Source organism: Parasediminibacterium schistidii, from assembly GCF_046546515.1.
Lineage (GTDB): Bacteria > Bacteroidota > Bacteroidia > Chitinophagales > Chitinophagaceae > Parasediminibacterium.
Genome location: NZ_JBKHKJ010000034.1, coordinates 1 through 24,101, shown reverse-complemented (window position 1 = coordinate 24,101; position 24,101 = coordinate 1). Strand labels below are relative to the sequence as shown.

Genomic DNA, 24,101 nt, shown 5'->3' with positions numbered 1-24,101 from the left:
CTATTTAACTAGATTCATATATTAGTTAAGAAATACCAAATGGCTTCACTATTGCAAGCACATCTGCCGATGTCAATGGCTCGTCAAATGCTTCTGACGCAACAGTTGCTGTAATAGATGTATATCCATTGATGCCCACAATATTAAGGCCTGCTTGAACACTTACTTCCTCACCAGTATAGCTAGCAGATGTTGAAGTGGAGCTAGCAATTCCGTTGTAGTTTGAAGTAATCCATGGCTTTACCCCAGCTACGGTGCCACTTCTGCCTGCCCTGATTTGCCTTATTTTAGATGCATGCCTAGCTTCAACAGCATGTATCTGCAAAGCAGGTGCTAGGTAAGCAGACCCCTGTAAACTACCTGCTTGCCCTTTGTATGCCCTTACGCCTGTGTCTTCAAATGTTTGTGCATAAGCCAAGAAAACATCATAGTTGCTAAACAAATTGGTGATAGTGCCGCCGGCTGTAAAATCAATAGTAGGGGAAGCAACTGGCGTTCCACCAGCACCTGTTATTGCTGCTTTCAGGAAAGTAACATGCTGGCTTTCGTGCTGGCTGATTATTTGTATTGCTGCTACGTCGGCTGCAGGGATTAAGCCAGAAGATGTTAAACCGTTAGCATAGAAACTAGATTCTAAATATTCAAGCTTTAAGGCAAAATTCAAGGTTGCAATTACGCTTGGGGGTACTGTTTGCCCATAAGCTTTTGTAAGCATAGCCCCTAAAGCAAAAGGAAGCGCCGTGAGTGCCACACGCTTGCCCATATTGCCAAGATGCGATAATGAGTTTCTGCGGGTGCTGATGCGCTCGTAGATTTCCGGGTCTACATTTTCAATTTCTGATAAAATATTTTGTAAGTTCATATTATTATTTTTTATTATTAATGAATGAAGTATTGAGTTTTATAAAGGAAGTTTGCTTACGTCTATTGAATTATAAATATATACGCTTGCAGATTTTAGCACATTGGTAGGGGTTATTGCCCTGTCAATACCTGTAGAGGCATCAATAACATCTGATCCTGCAAAACTGCCTGGTGTTATCAGTTCTCTTATGTAGGCAGCATGGCGTGCTTCCACAGAAACTATTTTGCCTGCCAGTGTTAAATATGCAGCATTTGCAATGCCATGAGCCACGCCATTGTATGCGCCAACGCCCAAGTCTTCAAAAGCCATTGCGGCACCAAGCACGCTTGCACGGTCTTTAAAATTAATCGAGGTGAAATTTACGCTTAAACCTCCAATTGCTTTTGCGCCTAAAGCAGATTTGAAAAATTCCCTGTGGGCAACTTCATGGTTTTTTATGTCTGTTAGCAGCGACAGTTCAGAAGCCGAGATGCTAGTGTAGGGTGTAGCAATTACCTGCGTGTAAAAAGCAGCTTCTAGTTGTTCCAGTGCGTATGCATAATTTAAAATGCCATAATCATCGGCAGTTAGCGTTACACTTGCATAGGTAGCAGGGGTGTTGTCATCCGATTTTTTACAGGCATTTAATAAAAAAGCAGAACCAAGCGTTGCAGAACCAGCAAGAGCAAGGAAATTCCTGCGGGAACTAGAAAAGGCAGGCATCCCTTTTTCATGTTCTTTGTTTGTTGTTGCTTGCCTTTCATGCGCTAGTACTACAACATCATTCTTGTACTTGCTGGCTGTTGTTTGTTCTTTTTCCATTTTTGTTGAATTTTTGAAATGTGATAAAACTTATTTTACGCAATAGCTTAGCATCAAAACATATTGCTAATAAGTGTAGGGGTTTATAATAGTGCCAGTTTTATAGTGATGGGTAGAAAGAGATAAATTTAAAATAAATAGTGTGTTTTGTTTAATTATTTTATCATATTCGTTCGATATGATAAGACAAATAGCCAAAAACATAGCTTAGTGTTGCTTTTAATTGCCTTGGAGACATATTTAGTATAATGTAGATGTTTTACTACAATAAAACAATTCGTATATTAATGTACACAATAAATCAACGGAAGAACCTTATAGCGTTGGTTCATTTGCAATGTTTAGGCTCTTTTAATCATATTTATATATTAGCAAAGGGCATCCAAACAATACTTGCCTGTACGGCTTAAATAATTAATTTGTAATATTTTTATTTATTACTGATTGTATATTACAATTGTAATAAACAAAATAATTACAATCAAATTATTACAAATTGAATTGAGTAAATTGCACAGAATTTTTATCAAGCCAATTTAATGTTTCAAGTTTCGGTTTTTTATTGTAAACAAAATATATATGCTACCAATGAGACAGCCAATAGAAAAATTTTTATGCACCCTTTCTCCCACAGCAAATCTTTTTATTGCTATTTTCAAGTAGGTTTGTGCCATGCATAGTTTTGAAGAATTGGCAAAACGGTTTACTGCCCGTTTCAATGTGCCGCATTTTCCTGGCCACCCGGCAAGTCTGTACGAGCCGGGCAATTATTTTTTAAACATTGGCGGCAAGCGCATAAGGCCGGTAATGTGCGTGATGGGCAACGAGTTGTTTGGCGATATTTCTGAAGATGCCTGGCAGGTGGCAATTGCTATAGAACTGTTCCACAATTTTACACTGGTGCACGACGATATTATGGATGCTGCCACCTTGCGGCGGGGCATGGAAACGGTGCATACCAAATATGGAAACAGCGTTGCCCTGCTTAGTGGCGATGTAATGATGATAAAAGCCTACGACTACATCAACAAAATTAGTCTGGAACACCTGCGTGCAGTGCTTGATTTGTTCAATAAAACGTCAAGGGAAGTTTGCGAGGGTCAACAGCTAGACATGGATTTTGAGCAGCAAGCAGCCGTTTCTTTTGACGAATACCTGCACATGATTACCTTGAAAACATCTGTTTTATTAGGGGCTAGCCTAAAACTCGGTGCAATCATCGGTGGGGCTGGCGAGGCCAATTGCAACCATATTTACAATTTTGGCCTTAACCTAGGCTTGGCATTCCAAATACAAGACGATTATTTAGACGCTTTTGGCGACCCTGCCAAATTTGGCAAAGATGTAGGCGGCGACATAAGGCAAAACAAAAAAACGTTCTTATTGCTACATGCGCTGGAAGTGGCAACCACGGCACAAAAAGTTACCATTAATGCATTGATTGCCACCAATCCTACCGATAAGGTTGCACAAATGTTGGATATTTTTAAAGAATGTAATGTAGCCGCATGGGCGAATCAACTAAAAGAGCAATACCTCGCAAAAGCCTACACGCACCTAGATGAGATAGCTGTAACAGCAACCCGAAAAAAAGCATTGACGGAACTGGCTGCATTTTTAATAAAGCGTGAACATTAGGTTGCAATTGCCAAAGCAAAGACCGTAATTCTTTTCTTTGCTTCAATCCTTCGTGCCGCTTTGTGCTTTTGTGTCTTTGTGGCAAAATACTAAGCTGCTTGCAGTTTAAACCAGCCTCAAATTAGTAAATTTAAAATATCTGCTGACGTTTGTCATGCAGTTAAGCTAAATTGCAAAATAAATTTAAGTATTTTATGTTATCAATGAAAACTCAATATGCTTTCAAGGCTTTGATGTATTTGGCACAAAAAGATACAGATGGCCCCGTCCTGATAGCAGAAATTGCAGAAAAGAAAAATATACCCCTCAAGTTTTTGGAAAATATATTGCTGGAGCTGAAAAAAGCAGGTATTTTAGACAGCAAAAAAGGAAAAGGCGGGGGTTACTTTTTCAACCAGCGGCCATCAGATGTGCGGCTGGCCAAAATAATGCGGCTGATAGAAGGTCCCATAGCCCTGTTGCCATGCGTAAGCCTTAACTTTTACCAGAAATGCAAAAACTGCGATGAGCGTAATTGTGGCCTTAGCACGGTGATGAAACAAGTAAGGGATGCAACTTTGCAGATACTAGAAAATAAAACTGTGGCGGATATAGCCCAGCTTGCAATTTCCCCTTAGCCTATTTTTGAAATCTTGAAAAATATTTTATTACATCGAATATGCTTTTTTAGCTACAAAGGCACAAAAACATGAAGATTAAAAAGTATTAATAACATAAATTTTCTTCTTTTTCTTTTCTTCTTCTTTCCCTTAAAACTTTGTGCCTCTTTGTGTCTTGGTGCCTTAGTGGCAGATTAACCAAACTTGCACCTGTGTAATAACATTTTATTCAATTATTGTTATAATATTTTTTAAAATTTTAAATGTATGTTGCCAGAATACTTAGTCAACCTTTGTAAAAACCAAGCTTACAACCCAGATAATTTCTTTTTAATAGCAGGCCCTTGCGTAGTAGAAAGTGAGGAAATGGTGATGGAAATTGCAGATAAAGTTTATAGCATTTGCAAAAGGCTAGAAATACCATATATTTTCAAAGCCAGTTACCGCAAAGCCAACCGTACTAGTGCCAGTTCTTTTACAGGTTTGGGCGATGACACAGGGCTAGAATTGATACAAAAGGTAGGCAAAACCTTTGGTTTGCCTACTACTTCTGATGTACATGCCCACGAGGAAGCTACCATTGCTTCATCATACATAGACATATTGCAAATACCTGCGTTCCTGTGCAGGCAAACCGATTTGTTGGTTGCCGCAGCAGAGACTGGCAAGGTTGTAAATGTGAAAAAAGGGCAGTTTTTAAGCGGCCCGTCCATGAAATTTGCAGTGGATAAAATACAAAAAGCAGGCAATGAACAAATAATGCTTACTGAAAGGGGTACTACTTTTGGGTATCAGGACTTAGTGGTTGATTACAGGAACATCCCTTGGATGCAAGCCCACAATGTGCCTGTAATTATGGATTGCACGCATAGCCTTCAGCAACCCAACCAAACAAGTGGCATCACAGGTGGCAACCCTCAATTGATTGGCACTATAGCCAAAGCTGCAATAGCAACAGGGGCTGATGGGCTATTTATAGAAACGCACCCAAACCCAGCCGTGGCTAAAAGCGATGGTGCAAACATGCTACGGCTTGACCTGCTAGAACCCTTGCTAGAGCAATTGTTGCGGATAAGAAAAGCGGTGGTTTAGAGTGGGGTTTAAGCAAAAAATAATTAATGATATTAGGCAACACTACGATACAGGTTTAGTTTGCACACAACTGTGGATAAAACACCCTTGCTAAAACATTATATTGATTAGTATTTACTGTATATAAAAACTATCTTCGCACACCTTAATAGTGAAGAATTATTTGTTTTTATAAAACAAATACGTGTTAAACATAAAATAATCCATTTTAAATAATAATTGGATAAAAAATTAAGTGAACCGCTGAAATGGAAGAAACACCGCAAGAATTGCCTGAGCAAACCGCCGACAACGACCGTATTATACTGGTGAATATTGAAGAGCAAATGAAAACAGCCTATATAGATTATTCTATGTCTGTTATCGTTGGCCGTGCCTTGCCCGATGCAAGAGATGGTTTTAAGCCTGTTCACCGGAGGGTACTATTTGGGATGTACGAGCTGGGCAACAATAGTAACAAACCGTACAAGAAATCTGCCCGTATAGTAGGGGAGGTGATGGGTAAGTACCACCCCCATGGTGATGCTTCCATATACGATACCTTGGTGCGTATGGCACAGGGCTGGACAATGCGCTATAAAATGGTGGACAGCCAGGGAAACTTTGGCAACCAGGATGGAGATCCTCCGGCCGCCATGCGTTATACAGAGGTAAGGCTGGAAAAATTTGCCGAGGCGATGCTAGAAGACCTTGAAAAAGAAACAGTTGACTATCAACTGAACTTTGACGATAGCTTGAAAGAGCCAACCGTTTTGCCTACAAGGATTCCCCAGTTATTGGTCAATGGCTCATCTGGCATTGCCGTGGGTATGGCTACCAACATGATGCCACACAATCTGAGCGAAGTAGTGGACGGCTGCATAGCTTATATAGAAAACAACGACATTACTTGCGAGGAGCTTATAGACTATGTAAAAGCACCCGATTTTCCCACAGGCGGTGTTATTTATGGCATGGAGGATGTGAAACAAGCATTCTTAACTGGCCGCGGGAGGGTAGTGGTGCGTGGCAAATGCCATGTGGACACTAAGCCAAGCGGCAGGGAGCAAATTGTAATTACAGAAGTACCTTACCAAGTAGGTTTGGATGCTTTGACAAACAAAATAGGCCAGCTAGTAAACGACAAAGTTATTGATGGTATTGCGCATGTAAACAACGAAAGTAATCAACGTGAGGGCAATAGGATAGTGGTGGACTTGAAAAGGGATGCCGTGGCACAAGTAATCATTAACCAATTATACAAGTTTACCGAGCTGCAATCTAGCTATGGCATCAACAATGTAGCTATTAGTAAAGGCCGCCCTAAAACAATGAACCTACGCGATTTAATAGTAGAGTTTATTGAGTTTAGGATGGATGTGGTAATCCGCAGGGCTAAATTCGAGTTACGCAAGGCGGAAGAAAGGGCGCATATATTAGAAGGCTATTTAAAAGCACTTGACCATCTTGATGAAGTAATTAAACTAATCAGGGAAAGCCGCACGCCTGACGAGGCCAAAGCTACTTTGATTGCAAAGAGCAAGGAAGAAAACTGGTACATCAACCAATCAGCCTTTGAAGAGTTGACTGATGAATTGTACAGGCAGGAGCAAGGCTTGTCTGAAATTCAGGCAAAAGCTATTTTGGAGTTGCGCTTGCAACGCTTAACTGGCATGGAGCGTGATAAAATTGTTGACGAGTTTAACGATTTACTCAAAGTAATTGCCAAGTTAAAAGAATTACTGGCAAGTGAAAAATTGCGTTTCGACCTTATCAAAACCGAATTGCTGGAAATAAAAGACAAATTTGGCGATGCTAGGAAAAGTGAAATACAGTTCCTATCCAGCGAAATGCGGATGGAAGATTTCATCAAGGAAGAAGATGTGGTAGTTACCATATCCCACCTTGGTTATATCAAACGTACCACAGCCACAGATTACCGCCAGCAAAAAAGGGGCGGCAGAGGAGCTATTGGCAGCAAAACCCGCAATGAAGATTATGTAGAACACTTATTTGTGGCATCTACACACCATACCATGTGCTTCTTCACCGAAAAAGGCAGGTGCTTTTGGTTGAAAGTATATGAAATACCAGAAGGGGAGAAGCAGTCCATGGGAAGGGCTTTGCAAAACCTAATGCAAATACCACAAGACGATAAGGTAAAAGCAATTATTGATGTTGGCCGCCTAGAAAACAAGGAATTTGTTGACAGCCACTATATTATTTTATGTACTAAGCAAGGTACTATCAAGAAAACGCATCTGGCAGACTTTAGCCGCCCAAGGGCAAATGGCGTAAACGCCATTACCATAAACGAAGGCGATGAATTGCTGGAAGCAAAAATGACTGATGGCAATAACGAGATAATGATGGCCGTGAAAAGCGGAAGGGCTATCCGCTTCCCTGAAGCTAAGGTAAGGCCAACAGGCCGTGGTGCCATAGGTGTTAGCGGCATTGAGGTGGACGATACAAAAGATGAAGTGGTAGGTATGATTTGCGTAAATGCCGAAGACAAAACGAGGAACGTATTGGTAGTAAGTGAAAAAGGGTATGGCAAACGTACTGCCGTGGATGAATACCGCATTACCAATAGGGGTGGGAAAGGTGTAAAAACCATCAACATCACTGAAAAAACAGGTAAATTGGTAGGCATAATGGACGTGAGCGAAACGGAAGATTTGATTATTACTTGCAAATCGGGCATTACGCTTAGGACTTCGCTGGCCTCTATCAAAGAATCGGGCAGGGCAACACAAGGCGTGAAACTGATTAGGGTAGATGAAAAAGACGCTATTGCTGCTATTTCTAAAATAGAGGAACAAGAAGAACCAGTTGAAATTACTGAACCAACTGGGGAATTGCCTGTTGATGGTGATACCACTGAAACACCAAGCCCAGAAAACACAACGGGTGATGATGCATCAACAGATATAGATAACACAGAAAATACAACAGAAACAGAATAATAAATAAAAATTTCTTTTATGAAGAAGCTTGTATTGCTTGCCATGGTTATAGGTAGCTCGGTGCTTGTAAAAGCGCAGGATTTTAAAAAAGTATCCAACGCAGTATTGATAAGGCAAATGGAAACTGCAAAGGGGGAACTGGATAAAATAATGGCAGACCCCAAAGCACAGGCAAAGCCCGAAGGATGGTTTTGGAAAGCGATGATTTATGCTAGTTTTTATAACGACGAAGTTTTGAAGGGGAAATATCCCAACGCCTATAAAATTGCAGATGAGGCCTATGACAAATATATTGCCTTAGACCCCACAGCAAAATTATTGAAAGAAAATAATGGTGCTGACTTGGTATTCAAGATGTACAAACCAGCTTTTAATAGTGGCGTTGGTTCTTTCAACAAGAAAGACTGGGATTCTGCGGCGTATTATTTTGGGTATTCTGTAAAATATACCGACATACTTTTTCAAAACAAATTCAACTCCAACAAGGAGGCCGCTTTTGATACCACATCCATTCTTTATGCTGGGTTTTCTGCACAAAATGCAAAAAAGCCAGAATTGGCCATGAAATATTACAGTAAGTTAATAGACAGCAAAGTATCGGGTGAAAGCTATATAGACATTTATAAATTCCCTTTGATTAATGCGATTAACAGCAAAGACGAAGCAGCATTTAATAAATACCTAGCCATTGCAAAATTAATGTATCCTAAAACTAACTGGGAAGACTACGAGCTAAGTTATTTCAATCAAAACTACTCACTAGCCGATAAAGCTGCCATGTACGACAAAGAAGATGCAGCAGGCACTATGTCTGTAAATAAATACATTGAATATGCCCAGGCTTTTGCTAACCTTACAAAAGAAGAGAAGGCAACCGTGGATAGCGTTCAGCAGATCAAATACCTAATAAAAGGTACTGATGCTTTTGCTAAAGCAGCAACAAAGAAGCCAGATGATGGAATCTGGGCTTTTAATGCAGGTATTACTTACTACAACCTTTATGGTATATATGACGATCAATCCAGGGCTTATAAAAGAGCATTGCAGGAACTGAACAGTAATAGGGTTGTAGAAAAAGACCCCAAGAAAAAAGCAGCCGCTGATGCCAAGTACAAAGAACAAGCAGATTTACTAAAAAAACAAAAGGCAGATTTAGAAAAACCGATGGCAGATGCTGGGGAAGCTACCTTGGTTTGGCTGGAAAAATCATATTCACTTCTAAAAGATAAGCCTAGCAGGACTACCACCGAAAAAAATTGCTTGAATAAATCTGTCGATTGCCTTTCTAACATTTATGCGATTAAAAGGGACAAGGCGAGGGGTACAGACCCTAAAGGCTTCGACCTTTATGATGCAAAGTACAAGTTGTATGATGAGTTGCATGGCAAATTTTAAAGCAAAGAGGGGTTATATTATATAATATTAAAGCAGTTTGCCGAGTATAGGTATAACTGCTTTTTTTATTCCTAACATTTAGATTTGGACGTGAGCTGTAGTTATGATTTTGGAGGAAGCATCAATTTTGATTTATACTATTTAACATAATATAAATTATAGGCGTTTTAATGCTATTTAAAAATCTATAGTATAGTAGAAAAAGACTAGTAAATGCTTGTGTTTGAAGTAGTTGGGGCTTGCAATAGGATTTCAACTGTAAAAACTGGGTTGAACATGAGCACACAAAAAAACAGGCATTAAGCCTGTTTTGAAATAATTTATTTTAAAATTAATTTTTAAATCAAATCTAACCCTTTTGCAAAAAAAGTAACAACGCCTGGCAATGCTATCCAAAAAAATTCACGGTAAACAACCATCAGCGTTACCAACAAACCTAACCATAAAAAAAAGTACAACCAATATTTTCCTAACGATTTATCTGCTTCCATTGTTTTATTTTTTACAAATATAATATTACTAATAATTAGCACAAAATCTTTAATTTTTTTGCCCCTGAACATCATGCTTTGCTCCGGGGCTTTCAGGTACAACCTTATCTAAGAAAAGCATTTTCAAAGCTGTTACCAGCATCATGATTGCAAATACTTTTTTTACAGTTGAAACAGGCAATACCACGGCTAGTTTACTCCCTAAAAAACCTCCAATCAAAAAGCCTATGGAAACATACAATACAACTTTAACGTCAATATATCCCTTTTGGTAATACTGCGTTACAGCCAAAATGCCCACGGGAAGCAATAATATACCCAACGATGTACCCTGTGCCGCTTTCTGCGAGAAAGCTAGGAAATATACAAGGGCAGGCACTATAATAAGGCCACCACCTACGCCAACAAGGCCGCTTAAAATACCTGCTGACACACCAATAACAAGGAGTATAATAATTGTTGATGTAGTCATTTGTATTTGTTTTGCCTGTTGTTATTACCTAGGGAAATTTTCTTTATAATATGCTATGGATTCTTCCACAATAGCTATTGCCTTTGTTTTGTCGCCAAATTCTTCAACCCGTACTGCTTTTTTCTCCAATTTTTTATATTCTTCAAAAAAGTGCCTTAATTCATCAAAAAAGTGGGGCTGTAATTCTTCTATGTTATTGTAATGGTTTACGGTTGGGTCATTGGCAGCTACGGCAATTATTTTGTCGTCAGCCTCGTCTTGGTCTATCATTTGCATCACTCCTATTACTTTAGCATCCATCATGGTGAGCGGCACCACTGCTAATGAGGTAATTACAAGTATATCCAAGGGGTCTTTGTCGCCACCATAAGTCTGGGGTATAAAACCATAATTAATTGGGTAGTGAAACGATGAATAAATGATCCTGTCCAATTTTAATAAGCCAGTTTCTTTGTCTATTTCATACTTGCAACGGCTCCCCTGTGGAATTTCGATGATAGCTGTTACTACTCTTGGGGCATTTTTACCTGGAGAAACACTGTGCCATGGGTGTAGGACTTGTGTTGTAATCATAAGTTTTTATTGTTTTTAGTTAACCAATTTTACTAAAGCAGCAATTCTATTATATATACTTTATTACCAAAAGAAGTTGCAATAAACAACTTTATAGCGACAATTTGGTATTATAAAGATATTTTTTTTCCCAAGGGTACGACAGAATGATATTATAAATTTGGATTGAAGGTGTATTTAAAATCAACTAGCCATCTGCCATTTTGTAACATCACTTTTACCTTGTGCCCAATTTTATCGTAGGAATTACTGTAATTAATGATAGTCATGCTTTCTGTTACTTCATCTACTTCTGCAATATTAATGGATGCCTCCCTATACTGCTGCCTACCTTCCCTCCCCTTTTCCCGGTATTGCGTTTCAATTTGTGCCAAGTATTTTTTATTTTGCTCGTCTTGCACCATGTAAAAACCAGCTTTTATAAAATCGCCTTTCAGGCAAGCGTCAATAAATCCCCTTCCAGCATCCAAGGCATTTGTGGCATCTTTATAGTCAGAAGTTGGGTTGCCGCAAGCAGAAATTATTAAAAAAGCAATACAAAGGGTTAGGTATTTCATCAATCAAATAATATTTTAAACAATTGCAAAGATATATAATGATTGATTGGTTGGTTAGGATATAAAAATGGGGTTCATAAAACTTTTTCGCTTCGTACTTATACCCCCAATCTATAAAAACCTTACCTTTGTTTGGAAATGCACTTGATTCAAGCTACTTACCAAACTAGTCTCTTGGCATACTAATCGTAAATCTTTTTTTATAACTATTAAAACAGTTGTAATCTTATAATTTGGTCTTGTATTTATGGCTTTAAAATACGCACTAATCACTCAAAATTAAGCATAAAATAAGCACAAAATATGCACAAATCACTCAAAAAATAAGCACAAAATACGCATGAATTACGCACAAAAATTTGATGTTGTTGTTGATAATCAATGGCTTACAAGGGCGGTAACGATTTTTGAAAAAAGAAACAGCGTAAAAATCCCACAAAAATGGCAAAACTGAAACTATTTTAATAAAACACTAGGAAATATTGATATTATTAAAAAAATGCAAACATTATCTCCTTGCTCTGTTCCTGTTACTCTTTCCTTTGCGTAACTTGTAACGTCCTTTCAGGAGTGGTGATTTTAGGCTTAGTTGATTTTTCTATAAAAAAGCTTAAAAGGTTTATGCAGCAAAAAAATTGCTTTATTTAATAAATAATACATACTTTTGCAGCCCCAAATCTGTCTTGGCAGATTCTTCTCTATACTATTTCGAGATGTCCAATGGGATAAATCCATTTTATAAAATAAAAATCTGTAAATGAACAGTTACGAATTGATGGTGATTTTTACACCAATCCTTTCTGAAGAGGAATTTAAAGCCTCCCAGAAAAAGTATTCCGACCTTGTTACCGAAGCTGGTGGCGAGGTTGTACACAGCAACCCATGGGGTTTAAAATCGCTGGCCTACCCTATCCAGAAAAAAACAACTGGCATCTATTGGGTAGTAGAATTTACTGCTTTGAACGATTTCAATGAGAAATTGAAAATTCAATTGCTTCGCGATGAGCAAGTAATGAGGCACATTATCACTAGGCTCGACAAAAACGCCATCGAGTACAACTATGTGAAAAGGAATGGCGGATTTAAAAACCTTGATAAAGCAACTGTATAACCATGGCAAAGAACGAGATAAAATACCTGACTGCAATTAAGCAGGAGAAACCTAAGAAAAAATTCTGCCGGTTCAAGAAATATGGCATCAAGTATGTTGACTATAAAGATGTTGACTTCTTGAAAAAATTCATCAACGAGCAAGGTAAAATGTTGCCTCGCCGTTTGAGTGGCAACTCTTTGAAATACCAACGCAAAGTAGGCGATGCTATAAAAAAAGCAAGGCAAATGGCTTTATTGCCTTATGTAACAGATTTAATGAAATAAACAATTTTTAGTAACCTTCCCTAATCCCAAATAAACAAAATTGGGAGACAGCTACAAAAGCTGGGTTCAGGGGTCTAATATATCAAATTATGCAAATTATATTAATACAAGACGTAGACAATTTAGGTGGCCGCAACGAGTTGGTAACCGTAAAAAATGGCTATGCACGCAATTTCCTGTTCCCGCAAAAATTAGCTGTTGAAGGAACTCCATCTAACATTAAAAAGTTAGAAGAAACCTTGAAAGTAAAAGCGAAGAAAGAAGCTGCTATGCTTGCAGAAATTAAGCAAGTAATTGCTGTAATTACTTCTTCTCCTTTGAAATTAGGTGCTAAAACAGGTACTTCTGGCAAAATTTTTGGCAGTGTAACTTCTTTGCAAGTATCAAGGGCTATTCGTGACCAAAAAGGTTATGAAGTAGATCGCAAAAGGATTACGTTGAACGATGATGTAAAAGAACTAGGCACCTACAAAGCAACCATTGATTTTGGCAATGGTCACGTTACAGAAGTTGAATTTGAAGTAGTAGCAGAGTAAAAAATGCTGTTAAACATAAGGAAAAACCACATTTTTAATTAAATGTGGTTTTTTTTATGCGTAAAAGTTGCTTTTAACAATAAATAATATACATTCGTGTTTACAATGGTCAGTTTCTATCCTCTCGAACGTTTTTAACGTAAATGATTCAGGGTTTTTGGTTACTGTTAAGCCATTGATTATTTATTTTTAATTACACACACATGAACATTTACGTTGGAAACTTAAACTGGGTGATGACCAGCGAGGAACTTCAAGAACTTTTCGCTCCCTATGGCGAAGTAACAAGTGCCAAGATTGTTACAGACAAATTCAACAACAACCGTAGCAAAGGTTTTGGTTTTGTTGAGATGCCAGATGACGAAGCTGCAAAAACAGCTATCAGTGCATTGCACGACATGGACATCGAAGGCCGCAAAATTGTGGTTAACGAATCTACCCCTCGCCCTGAAGGAGAAAGAAGGGAAGGCGGTGGAGGTGGTTACAAAAAGAGCGGTGGCGGTGGCTACGGCGGCGGTGGAAGCCGTGGTGGTGGCGGCGGTGGAAGCCGTGGCGGCGGTGGATACGGCGGTGGCGGCGGTGGTCGTGATCGTGGTAACAGCGGCGGCGGTGGAGGTTATAGCAGGTATTAATTTTAATTTAAAATAATAGCTTATTATATTTCTTTACACTTATTAAAAATCCGTGTTGGCTTTTGCTTACACGGATTTTTCTTTTTTGCCACGAAGGCGAAAAGACAAAAAGATGCAATAAGTGTTGAAGGAGGTAGAAAAATTATGTTTGCAATACCTTTTAAGCTTTATTTCCTTAGTGCCGCTTTGAGTATTTGAGTCTTCGTTGCAAAAAATACCTGTCTTACAAAAAACACCTGTTGATACAAAAAACTACTACCAAGCAGCCCTAGCTGTTGGGCTTGTATCTAACCCCGCAAATTGGCCAGATAAATATTTATAGTGTGCAGTAATAGCAATCATAGCTGCATTGTCTGTGCAATATTGAAAAGCAGGTATATACGTTTTCCAGTCATGCTTCTCTCCTGCTTGCTGCAAAGCCTTCCTAAGCCCGCTGTTAGCACTTACGCCACCCGCAATGCACACCCTTTTTACATTGGTTTGCTCTACAGCCTTCTGCAACTTTTTCAACAATATATTGATGATGGTATGTTGTATTGAGGCACACAAATCATTCAAATTGGCTTCAATAAAACCTGCTTCTTGTTTTTGCAGGAAATAAAGGATAGAAGTTTTCAGGCCGCTAAAACTAAAATCTAGATTGGGCATCTGTGGCTCGGCAAATTTAAAAGCAAGTGGGTTGCCGTCTTTTGCATATTTGTCTATCAATGGCCCCCCAGGATAAGGCAGCCCCAATAGTTTAGCCGATTTGTCAAACGCCTCCCCTGCCGCATCGTCAATGGTTTCGCCTATTACTTCCAGTTCCAATGCCGATTTTGCCAGTACTATCTGTGTATGCCCGCCGCTAACAGTAACGCATAAAAATGGGAATTCAGGGTGGTTGTTTTCATCAATTAAATTTGCCAATACATGAGCCTGCATGTGGTGAACGGCTATTAAGGGCTTGCCCAAAGCCAATGCCATACTTTTGGCAAACTGCACGCCTACCAATAAACTCCCAATTAACCCAGGCGATTGGGTGAAAGCAATGGCATCAATATCCTTCAACTCAATATTTGCAGTTTGCAAAGCTGTTTGCACCGTAGGCACTATATGCTGCATGTGTGCCCTGCTGGCAAGTTCTGGCACTACCCCACCATATTTTTCATGCACAGACTGGTTGGCAATAATATTTGAAAGTATTTTGCCCCCAGCACACACAGCAACACCCGTATCATCGCAGGAAGACTCTATGGCAAGAATAATGGGGGCTATTTTATTATTTTCGGTCAATATAAAACAATCATTGGTTGTAAACATCATTATTATCTATTTCAAAATCTGTAAACATAATTGTAAATAATAAGGACAAAAGTAGCTAATTTACAAACAGACTTGTGCTATCTAAAAATTCCTAATTCTTAATTCCTAATTAGTATGCAATTTTGGCACTAGACCCATATCCTGCCTGCCAATTTTATCACACCTACTGGCAATTGTATAGCAATAACGATAACTAAAAAAATCATTAACTGAAAATTTGGCTTATCGCTAAGCCGTGGCACAATAATAGTTGCTCAAGAAGAAAAATAAATTCTTTAACTCAAAAAATCAATAATTATGGCTTCTGAAAAGTTAAGCATCACACCGCTCCACGATAGAGTGATAGTAAAAGCGGCTGCTGCCGAAGAAAGAACTGCTGGTGGCATTATTATCCCTGATACAGCTAAAGAAAAACCACAGCGTGGGGTGGTAGTTGCTGCTGGTACAGGCAAGAAAGACGAGCCAATGACTGTAAAAGTTGGCGACACTGTTTTGTATGGCAAATACGCTGGAACTGAAATAGCAGTTGAAGGACAAGATTTGTTAATCATGAGGGAAAGCGACATACTTGCAATAGTATAAAACCCCCTATCACCCAAAAGGGTATTAAAACAAAAATTATTAATTATTAATTCTTAATTGAAATAATATGGCAAAGCAAATTTTCTTCGACATCGAAGCAAGGAACAAAATGAAAAAAGGCGTTGACACTTTGGCAAACGCTGTAAAAGTAACACTAGGCCCTAAAGGCCGTAATGTGGTAATAGAAAAAAAATTCGGCGCACCTCAAGTAACTAAAGATGGTGTTTCTGTTGCTAAAGAAATAGAACTGGACGACCCTATCGAAAACATGGGTGCCCAAATGGTGAAAGAAGTAGCTTCTAAAACTGCTGATATAGCCGGCGATGGTACTACTACTGCTACAGTTTTGGCTCAATCTATTATAGGCGAAGGCTTGAAAAACGTTGCTGCTGGTGCAAACCCAATGGATTTGAAACGTGGTATCGACAAAGCTGTTGCTAAAGTTATCCTTAACCTGAAAGCCCAATCTCAATCTGTTGGCGATGACAGCAAAAAAATTGAACAAGTAGCTACTATTTCGGCTAATAGCGATGCTGTTATTGGTAAATTGATTGCTGATGCAATGGCTAAAGTTGGTAAAGAAGGCGTTATTACCGTGGAAGAAGCAAAAGGCACAGACACTACAGTTGATGTAGTAGAAGGTATGCAATTTGACCGTGGTTATATCTCCCCTTATTTCGTTACCAACAGCGAAAAAATGGAAGTAGAATTGCAAAACCCTTTCATCCTGATTTATGACAAGAAAATCAGTGCCATGAAAGACATCCTGCATATCTTGGAAAAAGTGGCACAAAGTGGCCGACCATTGGTAATTATTGCTGAAGACCTTGAAGGTGAAGCATTGGCTACATTGGTGGTAAACAAATTGCGTGGCACTATTAAGGTGGCCGCTGTAAAAGCACCTGGCTTTGGCGACCGCAGGAAAGAAATGCTGACTGACATTGCCATACTTACTGCTGGTACCGTTGTTAGCGAAGAACAAGGCTACAAATTGGAAAATGCAGATTTGACTTATTTAGGCCAAGCATCTTCTATCACTATCGACAAAGACAATACTACTATTGTTGGTGGCAAAGGAACTAAAGAAGACATCAAAGCCCGTGTGAACCAAATAAAAGCACAGGTTGAAAATACAACTTCAGATTATGACCGCGAAAAACTACAAGAACGCCTTGCTAAACTAAGCGGTGGTGTTGCTGTATTGTACGTTGGGGCTGCTACTGAAGTAGAAATGAAAGAAAAGAAAGACAGGGTTGATGATGCTTTGCACGCTACAAGGGCTGCCGTTGAAGAAGGTATTGTTCCTGGTGGTGGTGTTGCGTACATCCGTGCTATTGAAAGTTTAGAAGGCTTTAAGGGCGAAAACATTGACGAAACAACTGGTATCCAAATTGTAAAACGTGCTATTGAAGAACCATTGCGCCAGATTGTGGTAAACAGTGGTATTGAAGGTTCCATCGTTGTACAAAAAATTAAAGAAGGCAAAGCAGACTTTGGTTTCAATGCAAGGACTGAGGTCTACGAAAACCTTTTAGCTGCTGGTGTTATTGACCCTACTAAAGTTACCCGTGTAGCTTTAGAAAACGCTGCTTCTATTGCAGGTATGTTGTTGACTACAGAATGTGTAATTGCCGACAAACCTAAGAAAGAAGATGCTCATGGTCATGGTGCTCCTGATATGGGCGGCATGGGTGGATATTAATCTTTTTGAAGAGTGGATTTTATATAAAAGCCTTGTCGACTGTAAAGTTGGCAAGGCTTTTTGCTTAACAATGAATTAACGTTATAAATCTAACAACCTCCTATGATAGCTAAGCTGCCCCAAATGATAGGTTAAATGGGTGGCAAGGTGTATTAATAAATAACCAGTCGAGGTTTTATTTTCAAAAACCAACATTGGGTATTCCTGTGGCAAATTATCTTCAGTTATCATGTCCAGAGAGGTATTTACTACAATAATCGTTTCTTCTATTTTTTGCAACAATTCTATTCTGGGAATATTCCTAGCAGAAAATTCCAAATCCCGGTTCCTTATATAATCCGTTTTGCCCAATTCTGCCCCTATATAAGTATTTAGGTTGCCAATTAAATGCAGGCAAAGATTGCCTGCTGAATTTGAGATGCCTTTTCCCACCTCCCAAATCGTAGCCTCATTTTGGTACAGATTAACTTCGTTTTTTAATTTGTCCAAATTCTTAGCGAATATGATTTTTAGTGTTTCTATTACCATAGACAGTGTTTAAAAAGATAAAAACTAATCAAATGCAATTAGATTGCCTTCTAATATTATAACCGCATCATCTTTCCAGTACAATTATTTTGTTAGTAGTAGTCACTTCTTTAGGTTTATACTCTTTTATTGCGTTGAATGTACTTAGTGCTTCTTTGAGCCTTGGTGTCTTCGTGGCAATTTTTTACCGGTTAGCCTCTTTTTCCTGCATCATCCTCATTTTTTTTGCGTCCTGCAAAAATTCAGATGCGAAAATGAATCCGTTCAGCAGTTTGTTATCGCTGAAAATTATTTCTTTGTTGCTCCCCTCCCACTGCTTTTTGCCTTGGTGCATATATACAATATGGTCGCCAATTTCCATTACGCTGTTCATGTCGTGGGTAACTACGATGGTGGTAATATTGTATTCCAGGGTTATGTCCCGTATTAGCCTATCTATCAGCAAAGAAGTTTGCGGGTCAAGGCCAGAGTTAGGCTCATCGCAAAAAAGATATTTGGGGTTTAGCACAATGGCACGGGCAATGCCTACCCTTTTTTTCATACCCCCACTTATCTCGGCAGGGAATTTTTTATTGGCACCTGTAAGGTTTACTTTTTCCAATACCTCGTTTGCCCTTTTTTTCTTTTCTTCCTGTGTTAGCTTGGTAAACATATCTAAAGGGAACAATACGTTTTGCTCCACCGTCATGCTGTCGAACAAGGCGGAGCCTTGAAACAACATGCCAATTTGCTGGCGCAATAGCTTGCGTTCGTCGTCCTCCATTTCAATGATGCTTCGGCCATCAAAAATTATCTCCCCACTGTCTGGCTGGAACAGCCCAACCATGCACTTAGTAAGCACGGTTTTGCCACTGCCGCTTGCCCCAATAATGAGGTTGCACTTGCCTTCCTGCATTTCTGCTGTAATATCGTCGAGTATTACCCTGCCATCAAATGACTTGTGTATGTTGCGAAGCTCAATCATGATGTTGCAAGCTAAGGAAAGTTGTACGTTTTAAGTTATACGTTTTAAGTTAATAACAGTTTTAAACATTTATTACAAAACAACTACTTGATTTCTCAACAAATTTTCAAACACATCCCTTCTCCTTATCAAATGGTATTCCCCATCTTTTACCAGTACCTCGGCTGGCTTATAGCGGCTGTTGAAGTTGCTGCTCATTTCAAAGCCATAAGCACCTGCATTGGCAAAAACAAGGTAATCGCCCTCACGCACTTCGTGAAGTTTCCTGTCCCATGCAAAGGTGTCTGTTTCGCAAATATTACCTACCACGGCATAGTGCTGCTCCTCCCCTTCCGTGTTAGAAATATTGGTTATTTGATGATAGGCATCATAAAACATGGGGCGTATCAAATGGTTGAATCCACTATTTACGCTCACAAAGTTTATAGTACCCGATTGTTTCAACACATTTACCTGCGTAATTAAATACCCTGCCCCACTTACCAAGTATTTTCCAGGCTCGAACCATACCTGTAAATGCTTGCCATTGGGGTTGGGGTGGTTGGCAAACGCCTCTCCCACGGCTGCTGCCAATTGTTGTATATCTGTCTGGTGGTCGCCTTTTTTATAAGGTACTTTAAAGCCCCCGCCCAAATCTATAAATTCCAGCTCGTTAAACAATGGGATAATATCAAACAGCACTTCTATGCCTTTGATAAATACCTCCACGTCTTTTATCTCACTGCCCGTATGTATGTGCAGCCCTTGAATAAACAGGTTGGTTTCTTTTATTATTGCCAATAATTCATCCATTTGGTCAATCGGTATGCCAAATTTGCTTTTATCGTGCCCAGTAGAAATTTTCAGATTTCCACCAGCCATTATATTGGGGCGAAGTCGTACACCCACGGGGTAGCTATGCCCGTATTTTTCCCCGAATTTTTTCAGGTTGCTAAGGCTGTCTATATTAATATGCACGCCAAGGCTTTGGGCTTCTTCAATTTCGCTAAAAGCAATGCCATTGCTGGTGTACAGTACCCTGTCAGGCTCAAAACCGGCATGTAATGCTAGTTTTACTTCATTAATAGAGCTGCAATCTATATTAGAACCAAGCTGTTTAAAATGCTTTAAAACATTGATATTGGTCAATGCCTTGCAGGCATAAAAAATCTTCACGTCCTGCCCTGCAAAAGCTGTGGTTAAATTGTTGTATTGTTCTGCCATCTTTTCTGCATGGTAAACATATACAGGCGTGCCAAACTGCTCGGCAATAGCATTCAATTGTTGATTAGATAAAGCCATTATTTGGGAAATAATCTTTAAAAGAAAGTTTGCTTATTTGTTAAAAAGAAGGTTACCCAAACAGGAGTTGATTAAATTAATACCGCTCTCCTGTTTGCTAATTGTCTTCAATATTAGGTGTAGTTGTTACTATTTGATTACCATTGCTTGTAAAATCCAACTTCGAAATAATCGTCCCTTCTACCACTTGTTCTGCAAGCACTTCCCTTATTTTAGGCAAATCATCTGCAGAGTTGATGCCAAAATAATCCATGAAACTCTTGGAAGTGGTGTATATCAATGGTTGCCCCGGCATTTTTTCGTTACGGCCCGCTATCAGTATCAATTCCTTTTCCAATAGCTTCTGCACGCTGTAATCGCTGTTTACGCCCCTTATACTTTCTATTTCTCCTTTGGTAATGGGTTGTTTATATGCAATAATGGCTAGGGTTTCCAAAGCTGCGTTAGACAAGCGTTTCAAGAACTTGTCGCCATTTAGCTGGGCAACAGTTTTATGGAAAGCGGGCTTGGTTAAAAACTGTAAGCCGCCCCCGCTTTCTTTTATTTCAAAAGGGTAAAATTCGGAATTATATTTTTCTTTTATGCCGCCAATACAGCTTTCTACCTGCTCCAGAGAAACCCGATGCTCCATGAAACCAAACGCATTGTTGATTAGCTCAACAATTTCCAAGGCCGTCAAAGGCTTGTCGCTCGCAAATATCAGTACTTCTATATGTGGTATTATTTCGCTTAATTCCATTTCTTATCCCTGCAATGCTGCTGCGCCACTTACAATTTCCGTCAATTCGGTGGTGATAGCGGCTTGCCTTGCCCTGTTGTAGCTAATTTTCAAGCTCTTTAATAATTCATTGGCATTTTCGCTTGCCTTGTCCATCGCGGTCATCCTGGCGCCATGTTCGCTTGCGTTGCCGTCTAGCACGGCTTTGTACAACTGCGTGTTCAATATCTTTGGCATCAATTCAGCAATCAATACATCCTGTGCAGGCTCAAAAATAAAATCTGCTTTTTTTGCACCTGCCTTGGGCGTTACTTTAGGTATGGGTAAAAATTGCTCTGCCGTGAACACCTGTGTCGCCGCATTTTTAAACTCGCTGTATATTATTTCCACAGCATCAAACTCGTTGTTTTCAAACGCTTGCATAGCGGCTTTAGCGGCTGCCTGCACATGCTCAAAATTCAGGTTTACATAAATATCTTTAAACGTGGCATCTGTTTTATAACCCGACTTAGTCAAGCTTTCCCAGCCTTTTTTGCCAATGTTCCAAATAGTAATATTGCCTTTGGCAAATTGGCTGCTGTATTTTTCGGCTATAACCGCTTTTGCCAGCTTAACAACGTTGGCATTGTAAGCACCGCAAAGGCCCCTGTCGCTTGTGATGGCTATCAGCAATACTTTTTCTATCGGCCTTTCCTGGGCAAGCTTTATTTCCACATTGCCATCGCTGTTGCTTACAATGTTGCTCAGCATCTCTTGCAGTTTCATGGCATAAGGCCTCATTTGAATAATAGCATCTTGTGCCCTGCGAAGCTTGGCAGCGCTCACCATTTTCATTGCCTTGGTAATTTGCTGGGTGCTTTGTACACTTTTTATCCTGTTGCGGACTTCTTTTAATTGACCTGCCATTTTTTTATATTTCTTTTTTCAAGATTTGTGTTATGGGCAACAAACTTGCTACGCCAAAACCCTTTGCCTCTATTTTAGGGTGCAAAAGTAACAGAAATGCGTTTATGAGCCTAGATCCTTTTTAAGGAAAGTTATTAAGATGGTGAACAAGTGGTAAGTAGGTAAAAATCGTGGTCCAAAAAAGCATTTTTAATTGCTAAAGACAGCTAATAAAAATGAGTTTGTATTGTTGTTTACCGTTGTAATATTTATTTTGCAATAATTGTATTTATGACAAAAAATTTATTACAAGGTTGTAATAATTATTTTGCAATAATTTGGTGTATTACAAAAAATTTATTACACTCTAATTTCACGTTTTTATGATTTCTATTGAATAATTGAATTATTTTTAGACAACTCAGCAAGGCAGCAAAAAGGCATTTTAATTTTATTCAAATATCTTTTATACACACTTTAAATAAATCTATACCATTTAACAGTAGTTTTGATGAAATATTTTTATTATTCTTTAAAATTTTTACAATGATTGGTTCTTTAAAAAATATTCGTCTAGGCTTAATCCTTTTACTGGTAGCATCTTCTTTTTTAGGTCATTCGCAAGAAAATAGCCCTTGGAAAAAACTTACAGAACATGACAATACAGTTTCAAGCGTTTTTGTTGGCCTTGGTAGGCATGAGTATAGCCTTACTGGTGGACAAGGTTTTGCTGTTTACCTAAAAAATTATAATATAGAACCAGTGTTGGTAACAGGCACTGTAGTTGCAACAACCATTTGCGGCAACGAGATAACAACCAATTTCAGTACTACACTAGCCCCAGACCAAGAATCGTCTGGTGGTGATTTTTCCAACACTGCAAACAGCCAAACTGGCGTGGTGCTGCCAACAGACTGCATAGGCAGGAAAACATACAAAGGCAAAAAGGCTTTTGTAAACAGGATAAAAGATGTAACTATCAGGAATTTTAACGTGAAGCCCCTCGGCTTGGTGGCCAAGCCATTGTCGCCCCTTGCTACCCAAAAACTAGAGGAAGCAAAACAAATAGTTTTTATTAAACAAAAAACACAAGACTCTTTGTTGTATGTGATAGATACTTTAAAAAAGAAAAAACTGGCATTGCAAGAAGGCTATGACAAACTGAGCTTGGAAAATAACAACTTGCTTCTGGCTGCACAAAAAGATTCATTGACAAAAAAGATGGCCAAACTAAAAAAAGATACCCTGAAATATGGTTATGCAAGTAATACTTTATATACAAGTCCTTATTTTGGTATTGGTTGGGATAATTTGCCAATCTTTATCAACGAAGATGTAGTTAACAAAACATCCGCCACAGGGGCTAGTTCGCATCCCGTTTTAGCAGCAGGGGTTGTTTTAAGCGTATTGAACCATTCTGCCATATCAATAAAACTAAACGCTTTTGGCAGCCATGGTGCTAACATAGCTACCAAAACATTAGGAAGTCATTTAGAAATAGGTGGCTTATTGACTATACTGGGTGGGGCACATTATTATTCTCATTTGAAGGCCTTTGCAGAAGGCGGCATCATATACCGTGAAGGCAATTGGAAAAAAGACGTGGAAGTTAAAAACACAGCGTCTCCTGCCACTACTCTTCCTGCTACGCAATCGGCAGATTATGAATACAATGTATTGCGTTTTGGCGGGGGGCTTCAATACCAATGGAACAAAGGTGAATCGCATATAAAGCCAGGCATATTCTGGGACAAGCCTTCTATCACTAATGGCAGCACTGTAATGCTTGAACAACTTGAGTTTCAGCTTTGCGACAAATTGAAAATAATAGGCACCTACGGGAGTGATTATTTTGTTGGTGGAAAAAATAGTTTTGTTATTGCTAATAAAGAAAAGCAGGATTATTTTAGCATACGGATGTTGATAAGCTGCCGGACATTTGTAGCACATTTATAACAATACAACTACTTATTACATTTTTAAAAATAAGGTCTCTGTTTCTTAAGGGATAGAAAAGCAAGGTTTAATCCACCTTCCTTTTCTATCCCTTCTCCGTTCACGAATTGCTACCTAATAATTTATAGTTCTTCTTTCAGTATGGGGTAATTTGTGCAAATAAAAACTTGTTATCTGCTTAAAGCACCTCTATAACTATAAATAAATTTT

The 24,101-nt window shown here is 39.0% G+C and carries 24 protein-coding genes; 12 read left to right on the top strand and 12 right to left on the bottom strand.

Annotated features, from left to right (window positions below; translation table 11 throughout):
* Positions 1 to 25: 25 nt before the first annotated feature.
* Together ACHFIY_RS16605 and ACHFIY_RS16600 are read right to left on the bottom strand one after the other, a co-directional pair.
* Positions 26 to 862, bottom strand: coding sequence for a ferritin-like domain-containing protein (locus ACHFIY_RS16605; RefSeq protein WP_410847241.1), 837 nt, complete (start codon positions 860 to 862; stop codon positions 26 to 28).
* 39 nt (positions 863 to 901) lie between these two features.
* Positions 902 to 1,666: a ferritin-like domain-containing protein gene (locus ACHFIY_RS16600; RefSeq protein WP_410847240.1), complete on the bottom strand. Its 765-nt coding sequence runs from the start codon at positions 1,664 to 1,666 to the stop codon at positions 902 to 904.
* A gap of 672 nt (positions 1,667 to 2,338) precedes the next feature.
* Here ACHFIY_RS16600 and ACHFIY_RS16595 point away from each other — a divergent pair.
* The 5 genes from ACHFIY_RS16595 (at position 2,339) to ACHFIY_RS16575 (ending at position 9,335) form a co-directional block, all read left to right on the top strand.
* Positions 2,339 to 3,304, top strand: coding sequence for a polyprenyl synthetase family protein (locus tag ACHFIY_RS16595; RefSeq protein WP_410847239.1), 966 nt, complete (start codon positions 2,339 to 2,341; stop codon positions 3,302 to 3,304).
* A 203-nt stretch (positions 3,305 to 3,507) separates the two neighbouring features.
* Complete coding sequence (locus ACHFIY_RS16590; RefSeq protein WP_410847238.1) at positions 3,508 to 3,921, top strand: RrF2 family transcriptional regulator; 414 nt, start codon at positions 3,508 to 3,510, stop codon at positions 3,919 to 3,921.
* A gap of 249 nt (positions 3,922 to 4,170) precedes the next feature.
* Entirely contained in the window at positions 4,171 to 4,995 is an 825-nt protein-coding gene (gene kdsA, locus ACHFIY_RS16585; protein ID WP_410847237.1) for a 3-deoxy-8-phosphooctulonate synthase, read from the top strand.
* 248 nt (positions 4,996 to 5,243) lie between these two features.
* Positions 5,244 to 7,940 (top strand): DNA gyrase subunit A, encoded by a 2,697-nt coding sequence (gene gyrA / locus ACHFIY_RS16580; protein ID WP_410847236.1) that lies wholly within the window; start codon positions 5,244 to 5,246, stop codon positions 7,938 to 7,940.
* An 18-nt stretch (positions 7,941 to 7,958) separates the two neighbouring features.
* Positions 7,959 to 9,335, top strand: a complete 1,377-nt coding sequence (locus ACHFIY_RS16575) for a hypothetical protein (protein WP_410847235.1) — start codon at positions 7,959 to 7,961, stop codon at positions 9,333 to 9,335.
* A 338-nt stretch (positions 9,336 to 9,673) separates the two neighbouring features.
* Here the strand turns inward: ACHFIY_RS16575 and ACHFIY_RS16570 are convergent, their stop codons facing one another.
* The 4 genes from ACHFIY_RS16570 to ACHFIY_RS16555 form a co-directional block, all read right to left on the bottom strand.
* A complete protein-coding gene (locus ACHFIY_RS16570) occupies positions 9,674 to 9,826 on the bottom strand; it encodes a hypothetical protein (RefSeq protein WP_410847234.1) in 153 nt (50 codons plus the stop codon).
* A 49-nt stretch (positions 9,827 to 9,875) separates the two neighbouring features.
* Positions 9,876 to 10,298 (bottom strand): sulfite exporter TauE/SafE family protein, encoded by a 423-nt coding sequence (locus ACHFIY_RS16565; RefSeq protein ID WP_410847233.1) that lies wholly within the window; start codon positions 10,296 to 10,298, stop codon positions 9,876 to 9,878.
* A 24-nt stretch (positions 10,299 to 10,322) separates the two neighbouring features.
* Positions 10,323 to 10,871 carry an inorganic diphosphatase gene (locus ACHFIY_RS16560; RefSeq protein ID WP_410847232.1) on the bottom strand — a complete coding sequence of 183 codons (549 nt, stop codon included), beginning with the start codon at positions 10,869 to 10,871 and terminating at the stop codon, positions 10,323 to 10,325.
* Positions 10,872 to 11,023: 152 nt separating this feature from the next.
* Positions 11,024 to 11,431, bottom strand: coding sequence for a hypothetical protein (locus tag ACHFIY_RS16555; protein ID WP_410847231.1), 408 nt, complete (start codon positions 11,429 to 11,431; stop codon positions 11,024 to 11,026).
* A gap of 754 nt (positions 11,432 to 12,185) precedes the next feature.
* Here ACHFIY_RS16555 and rpsF point away from each other — a divergent pair.
* The 4 genes from rpsF (at position 12,186) to rbp (ending at position 13,973) form a co-directional block, all read left to right on the top strand.
* A complete protein-coding gene (gene rpsF / locus ACHFIY_RS16550) occupies positions 12,186 to 12,539 on the top strand; it encodes a 30S ribosomal protein S6 (protein ID WP_410847230.1) in 354 nt (117 codons plus the stop codon).
* Positions 12,540 to 12,541: 2 nt separating this feature from the next.
* Positions 12,542 to 12,805 (top strand): 30S ribosomal protein S18, encoded by a 264-nt coding sequence (gene rpsR, locus ACHFIY_RS16545; protein ID WP_410847229.1) that lies wholly within the window; start codon positions 12,542 to 12,544, stop codon positions 12,803 to 12,805.
* Positions 12,806 to 12,894: 89 nt separating this feature from the next.
* Positions 12,895 to 13,341, top strand: a complete 447-nt coding sequence (rplI, locus tag ACHFIY_RS16540) for a 50S ribosomal protein L9 (protein ID WP_410847228.1) — start codon at positions 12,895 to 12,897, stop codon at positions 13,339 to 13,341.
* Positions 13,342 to 13,544: 203 nt separating this feature from the next.
* Positions 13,545 to 13,973: an RNA-binding regulator gene (gene rbp / locus ACHFIY_RS16535; protein ID WP_410847227.1), complete on the top strand. Its 429-nt coding sequence runs from the start codon at positions 13,545 to 13,547 to the stop codon at positions 13,971 to 13,973.
* Positions 13,974 to 14,228: 255 nt separating this feature from the next.
* Here the strand turns inward: rbp and tsaD are convergent, their stop codons facing one another.
* Positions 14,229 to 15,275: a tRNA (adenosine(37)-N6)-threonylcarbamoyltransferase complex transferase subunit TsaD gene (gene tsaD / locus ACHFIY_RS16530; protein ID WP_410847226.1), complete on the bottom strand. Its 1,047-nt coding sequence runs from the start codon at positions 15,273 to 15,275 to the stop codon at positions 14,229 to 14,231.
* A gap of 297 nt (positions 15,276 to 15,572) precedes the next feature.
* On the opposite strand from tsaD, the gene ACHFIY_RS16525 reads away from it, so the two are divergent.
* Both ACHFIY_RS16525 and groL read left to right on the top strand, forming a co-directional pair.
* Positions 15,573 to 15,857, top strand: a complete 285-nt coding sequence (locus ACHFIY_RS16525) for a co-chaperone GroES (protein ID WP_410847225.1) — start codon at positions 15,573 to 15,575, stop codon at positions 15,855 to 15,857.
* A 67-nt stretch (positions 15,858 to 15,924) separates the two neighbouring features.
* Positions 15,925 to 17,559 (top strand): chaperonin GroEL, encoded by a 1,635-nt coding sequence (gene groL, locus ACHFIY_RS16520; protein ID WP_410847224.1) that lies wholly within the window; start codon positions 15,925 to 15,927, stop codon positions 17,557 to 17,559.
* 81 nt (positions 17,560 to 17,640) lie between these two features.
* On the opposite strand, the gene ACHFIY_RS16515 is transcribed toward groL, so the two are convergent.
* From ACHFIY_RS16515 to atpG, 5 genes are all read right to left on the bottom strand, one after another.
* A complete protein-coding gene (locus tag ACHFIY_RS16515; RefSeq protein ID WP_410847223.1) occupies positions 17,641 to 18,087 on the bottom strand; it encodes a DinB family protein in 447 nt (148 codons plus the stop codon).
* 184 nt (positions 18,088 to 18,271) lie between these two features.
* The gene (locus ACHFIY_RS16510) at positions 18,272 to 19,051 is read right to left on the bottom strand and encodes an ABC transporter ATP-binding protein (protein ID WP_410847222.1); all 780 of its coding nucleotides are present in this window, start codon (positions 19,049 to 19,051) and stop codon (positions 18,272 to 18,274) included.
* A 72-nt stretch (positions 19,052 to 19,123) separates the two neighbouring features.
* The gene (gene lysA, locus ACHFIY_RS16505) at positions 19,124 to 20,332 is read right to left on the bottom strand and encodes a diaminopimelate decarboxylase (protein WP_410847221.1); all 1,209 of its coding nucleotides are present in this window, start codon (positions 20,330 to 20,332) and stop codon (positions 19,124 to 19,126) included.
* Between the two features lie 97 nt (positions 20,333 to 20,429).
* On the bottom strand, positions 20,430 to 21,071 hold the full coding sequence (gene scpB / locus ACHFIY_RS16500) for an SMC-Scp complex subunit ScpB (RefSeq protein WP_410847220.1): 642 nt from the start codon (positions 21,069 to 21,071) through the stop codon (positions 20,430 to 20,432).
* Positions 21,072 to 21,074: 3 nt separating this feature from the next.
* Complete coding sequence (gene atpG, locus ACHFIY_RS16495; protein WP_410847219.1) at positions 21,075 to 21,956, bottom strand: ATP synthase F1 subunit gamma; 882 nt, start codon at positions 21,954 to 21,956, stop codon at positions 21,075 to 21,077.
* A gap of 525 nt (positions 21,957 to 22,481) precedes the next feature.
* Between atpG and ACHFIY_RS16490 the strand changes: the two genes are divergently transcribed.
* Entirely contained in the window at positions 22,482 to 23,891 is a 1,410-nt protein-coding gene (locus ACHFIY_RS16490; protein ID WP_410847218.1) for a hypothetical protein, read from the top strand.
* Positions 23,892 to 24,101: the final 210 nt, after the last annotated feature.

Bases quoted from the DNA above. Each gene is read 5' to 3' on its own strand.
- ACHFIY_RS16490 (WP_410847218.1), top strand. From the start codon at position 22,482: ATGATTGGTTCTTTAAAAAATATTCGTCTAGGCTTAATCCTTTTACTG.
- gyrA (WP_410847236.1), top strand. From the start codon at position 5,244: ATGGAAGAAACACCGCAAGAATTGCCTGAGCAAACCGCCGACAACGAC.
- ACHFIY_RS16515 (WP_410847223.1), bottom strand. From the start codon at position 18,087: ATGGTAATAGAAACACTAAAAATCATATTCGCTAAGAATTTGGACAAA.
- kdsA (WP_410847237.1), top strand. From the start codon at position 4,171: ATGTTGCCAGAATACTTAGTCAACCTTTGTAAAAACCAAGCTTACAAC.
- rpsR (WP_410847229.1), top strand. From the start codon at position 12,542: ATGGCAAAGAACGAGATAAAATACCTGACTGCAATTAAGCAGGAGAAA.
- ACHFIY_RS16590 (WP_410847238.1), top strand. From the start codon at position 3,508: ATGAAAACTCAATATGCTTTCAAGGCTTTGATGTATTTGGCACAAAAA.
- rplI (WP_410847228.1), top strand. From the start codon at position 12,895: ATGCAAATTATATTAATACAAGACGTAGACAATTTAGGTGGCCGCAAC.
- scpB (WP_410847220.1), bottom strand. From the start codon at position 21,071: ATGGAATTAAGCGAAATAATACCACATATAGAAGTACTGATATTTGCG.
- ACHFIY_RS16575 (WP_410847235.1), top strand. From the start codon at position 7,959: ATGAAGAAGCTTGTATTGCTTGCCATGGTTATAGGTAGCTCGGTGCTT.
- ACHFIY_RS16510 (WP_410847222.1), bottom strand. From the start codon at position 19,051: ATGATTGAGCTTCGCAACATACACAAGTCATTTGATGGCAGGGTAATA.
- lysA (WP_410847221.1), bottom strand. From the start codon at position 20,332: ATGGCTTTATCTAATCAACAATTGAATGCTATTGCCGAGCAGTTTGGC.
- ACHFIY_RS16525 (WP_410847225.1), top strand. From the start codon at position 15,573: ATGGCTTCTGAAAAGTTAAGCATCACACCGCTCCACGATAGAGTGATA.
- groL (WP_410847224.1), top strand. From the start codon at position 15,925: ATGGCAAAGCAAATTTTCTTCGACATCGAAGCAAGGAACAAAATGAAA.
- atpG (WP_410847219.1), bottom strand. From the start codon at position 21,956: ATGGCAGGTCAATTAAAAGAAGTCCGCAACAGGATAAAAAGTGTACAA.
- rpsF (WP_410847230.1), top strand. From the start codon at position 12,186: ATGAACAGTTACGAATTGATGGTGATTTTTACACCAATCCTTTCTGAA.
- ACHFIY_RS16560 (WP_410847232.1), bottom strand. From the start codon at position 10,871: ATGATTACAACACAAGTCCTACACCCATGGCACAGTGTTTCTCCAGGT.
- ACHFIY_RS16600 (WP_410847240.1), bottom strand. From the start codon at position 1,666: ATGGAAAAAGAACAAACAACAGCCAGCAAGTACAAGAATGATGTTGTA.
- tsaD (WP_410847226.1), bottom strand. From the start codon at position 15,275: ATGATGTTTACAACCAATGATTGTTTTATATTGACCGAAAATAATAAA.
- ACHFIY_RS16565 (WP_410847233.1), bottom strand. From the start codon at position 10,298: ATGACTACATCAACAATTATTATACTCCTTGTTATTGGTGTGTCAGCA.
- ACHFIY_RS16595 (WP_410847239.1), top strand. From the start codon at position 2,339: ATGCATAGTTTTGAAGAATTGGCAAAACGGTTTACTGCCCGTTTCAAT.
- ACHFIY_RS16605 (WP_410847241.1), bottom strand. From the start codon at position 862: ATGAACTTACAAAATATTTTATCAGAAATTGAAAATGTAGACCCGGAA.
- rbp (WP_410847227.1), top strand. From the start codon at position 13,545: ATGAACATTTACGTTGGAAACTTAAACTGGGTGATGACCAGCGAGGAA.
- ACHFIY_RS16570 (WP_410847234.1), bottom strand. From the start codon at position 9,826: ATGGAAGCAGATAAATCGTTAGGAAAATATTGGTTGTACTTTTTTTTA.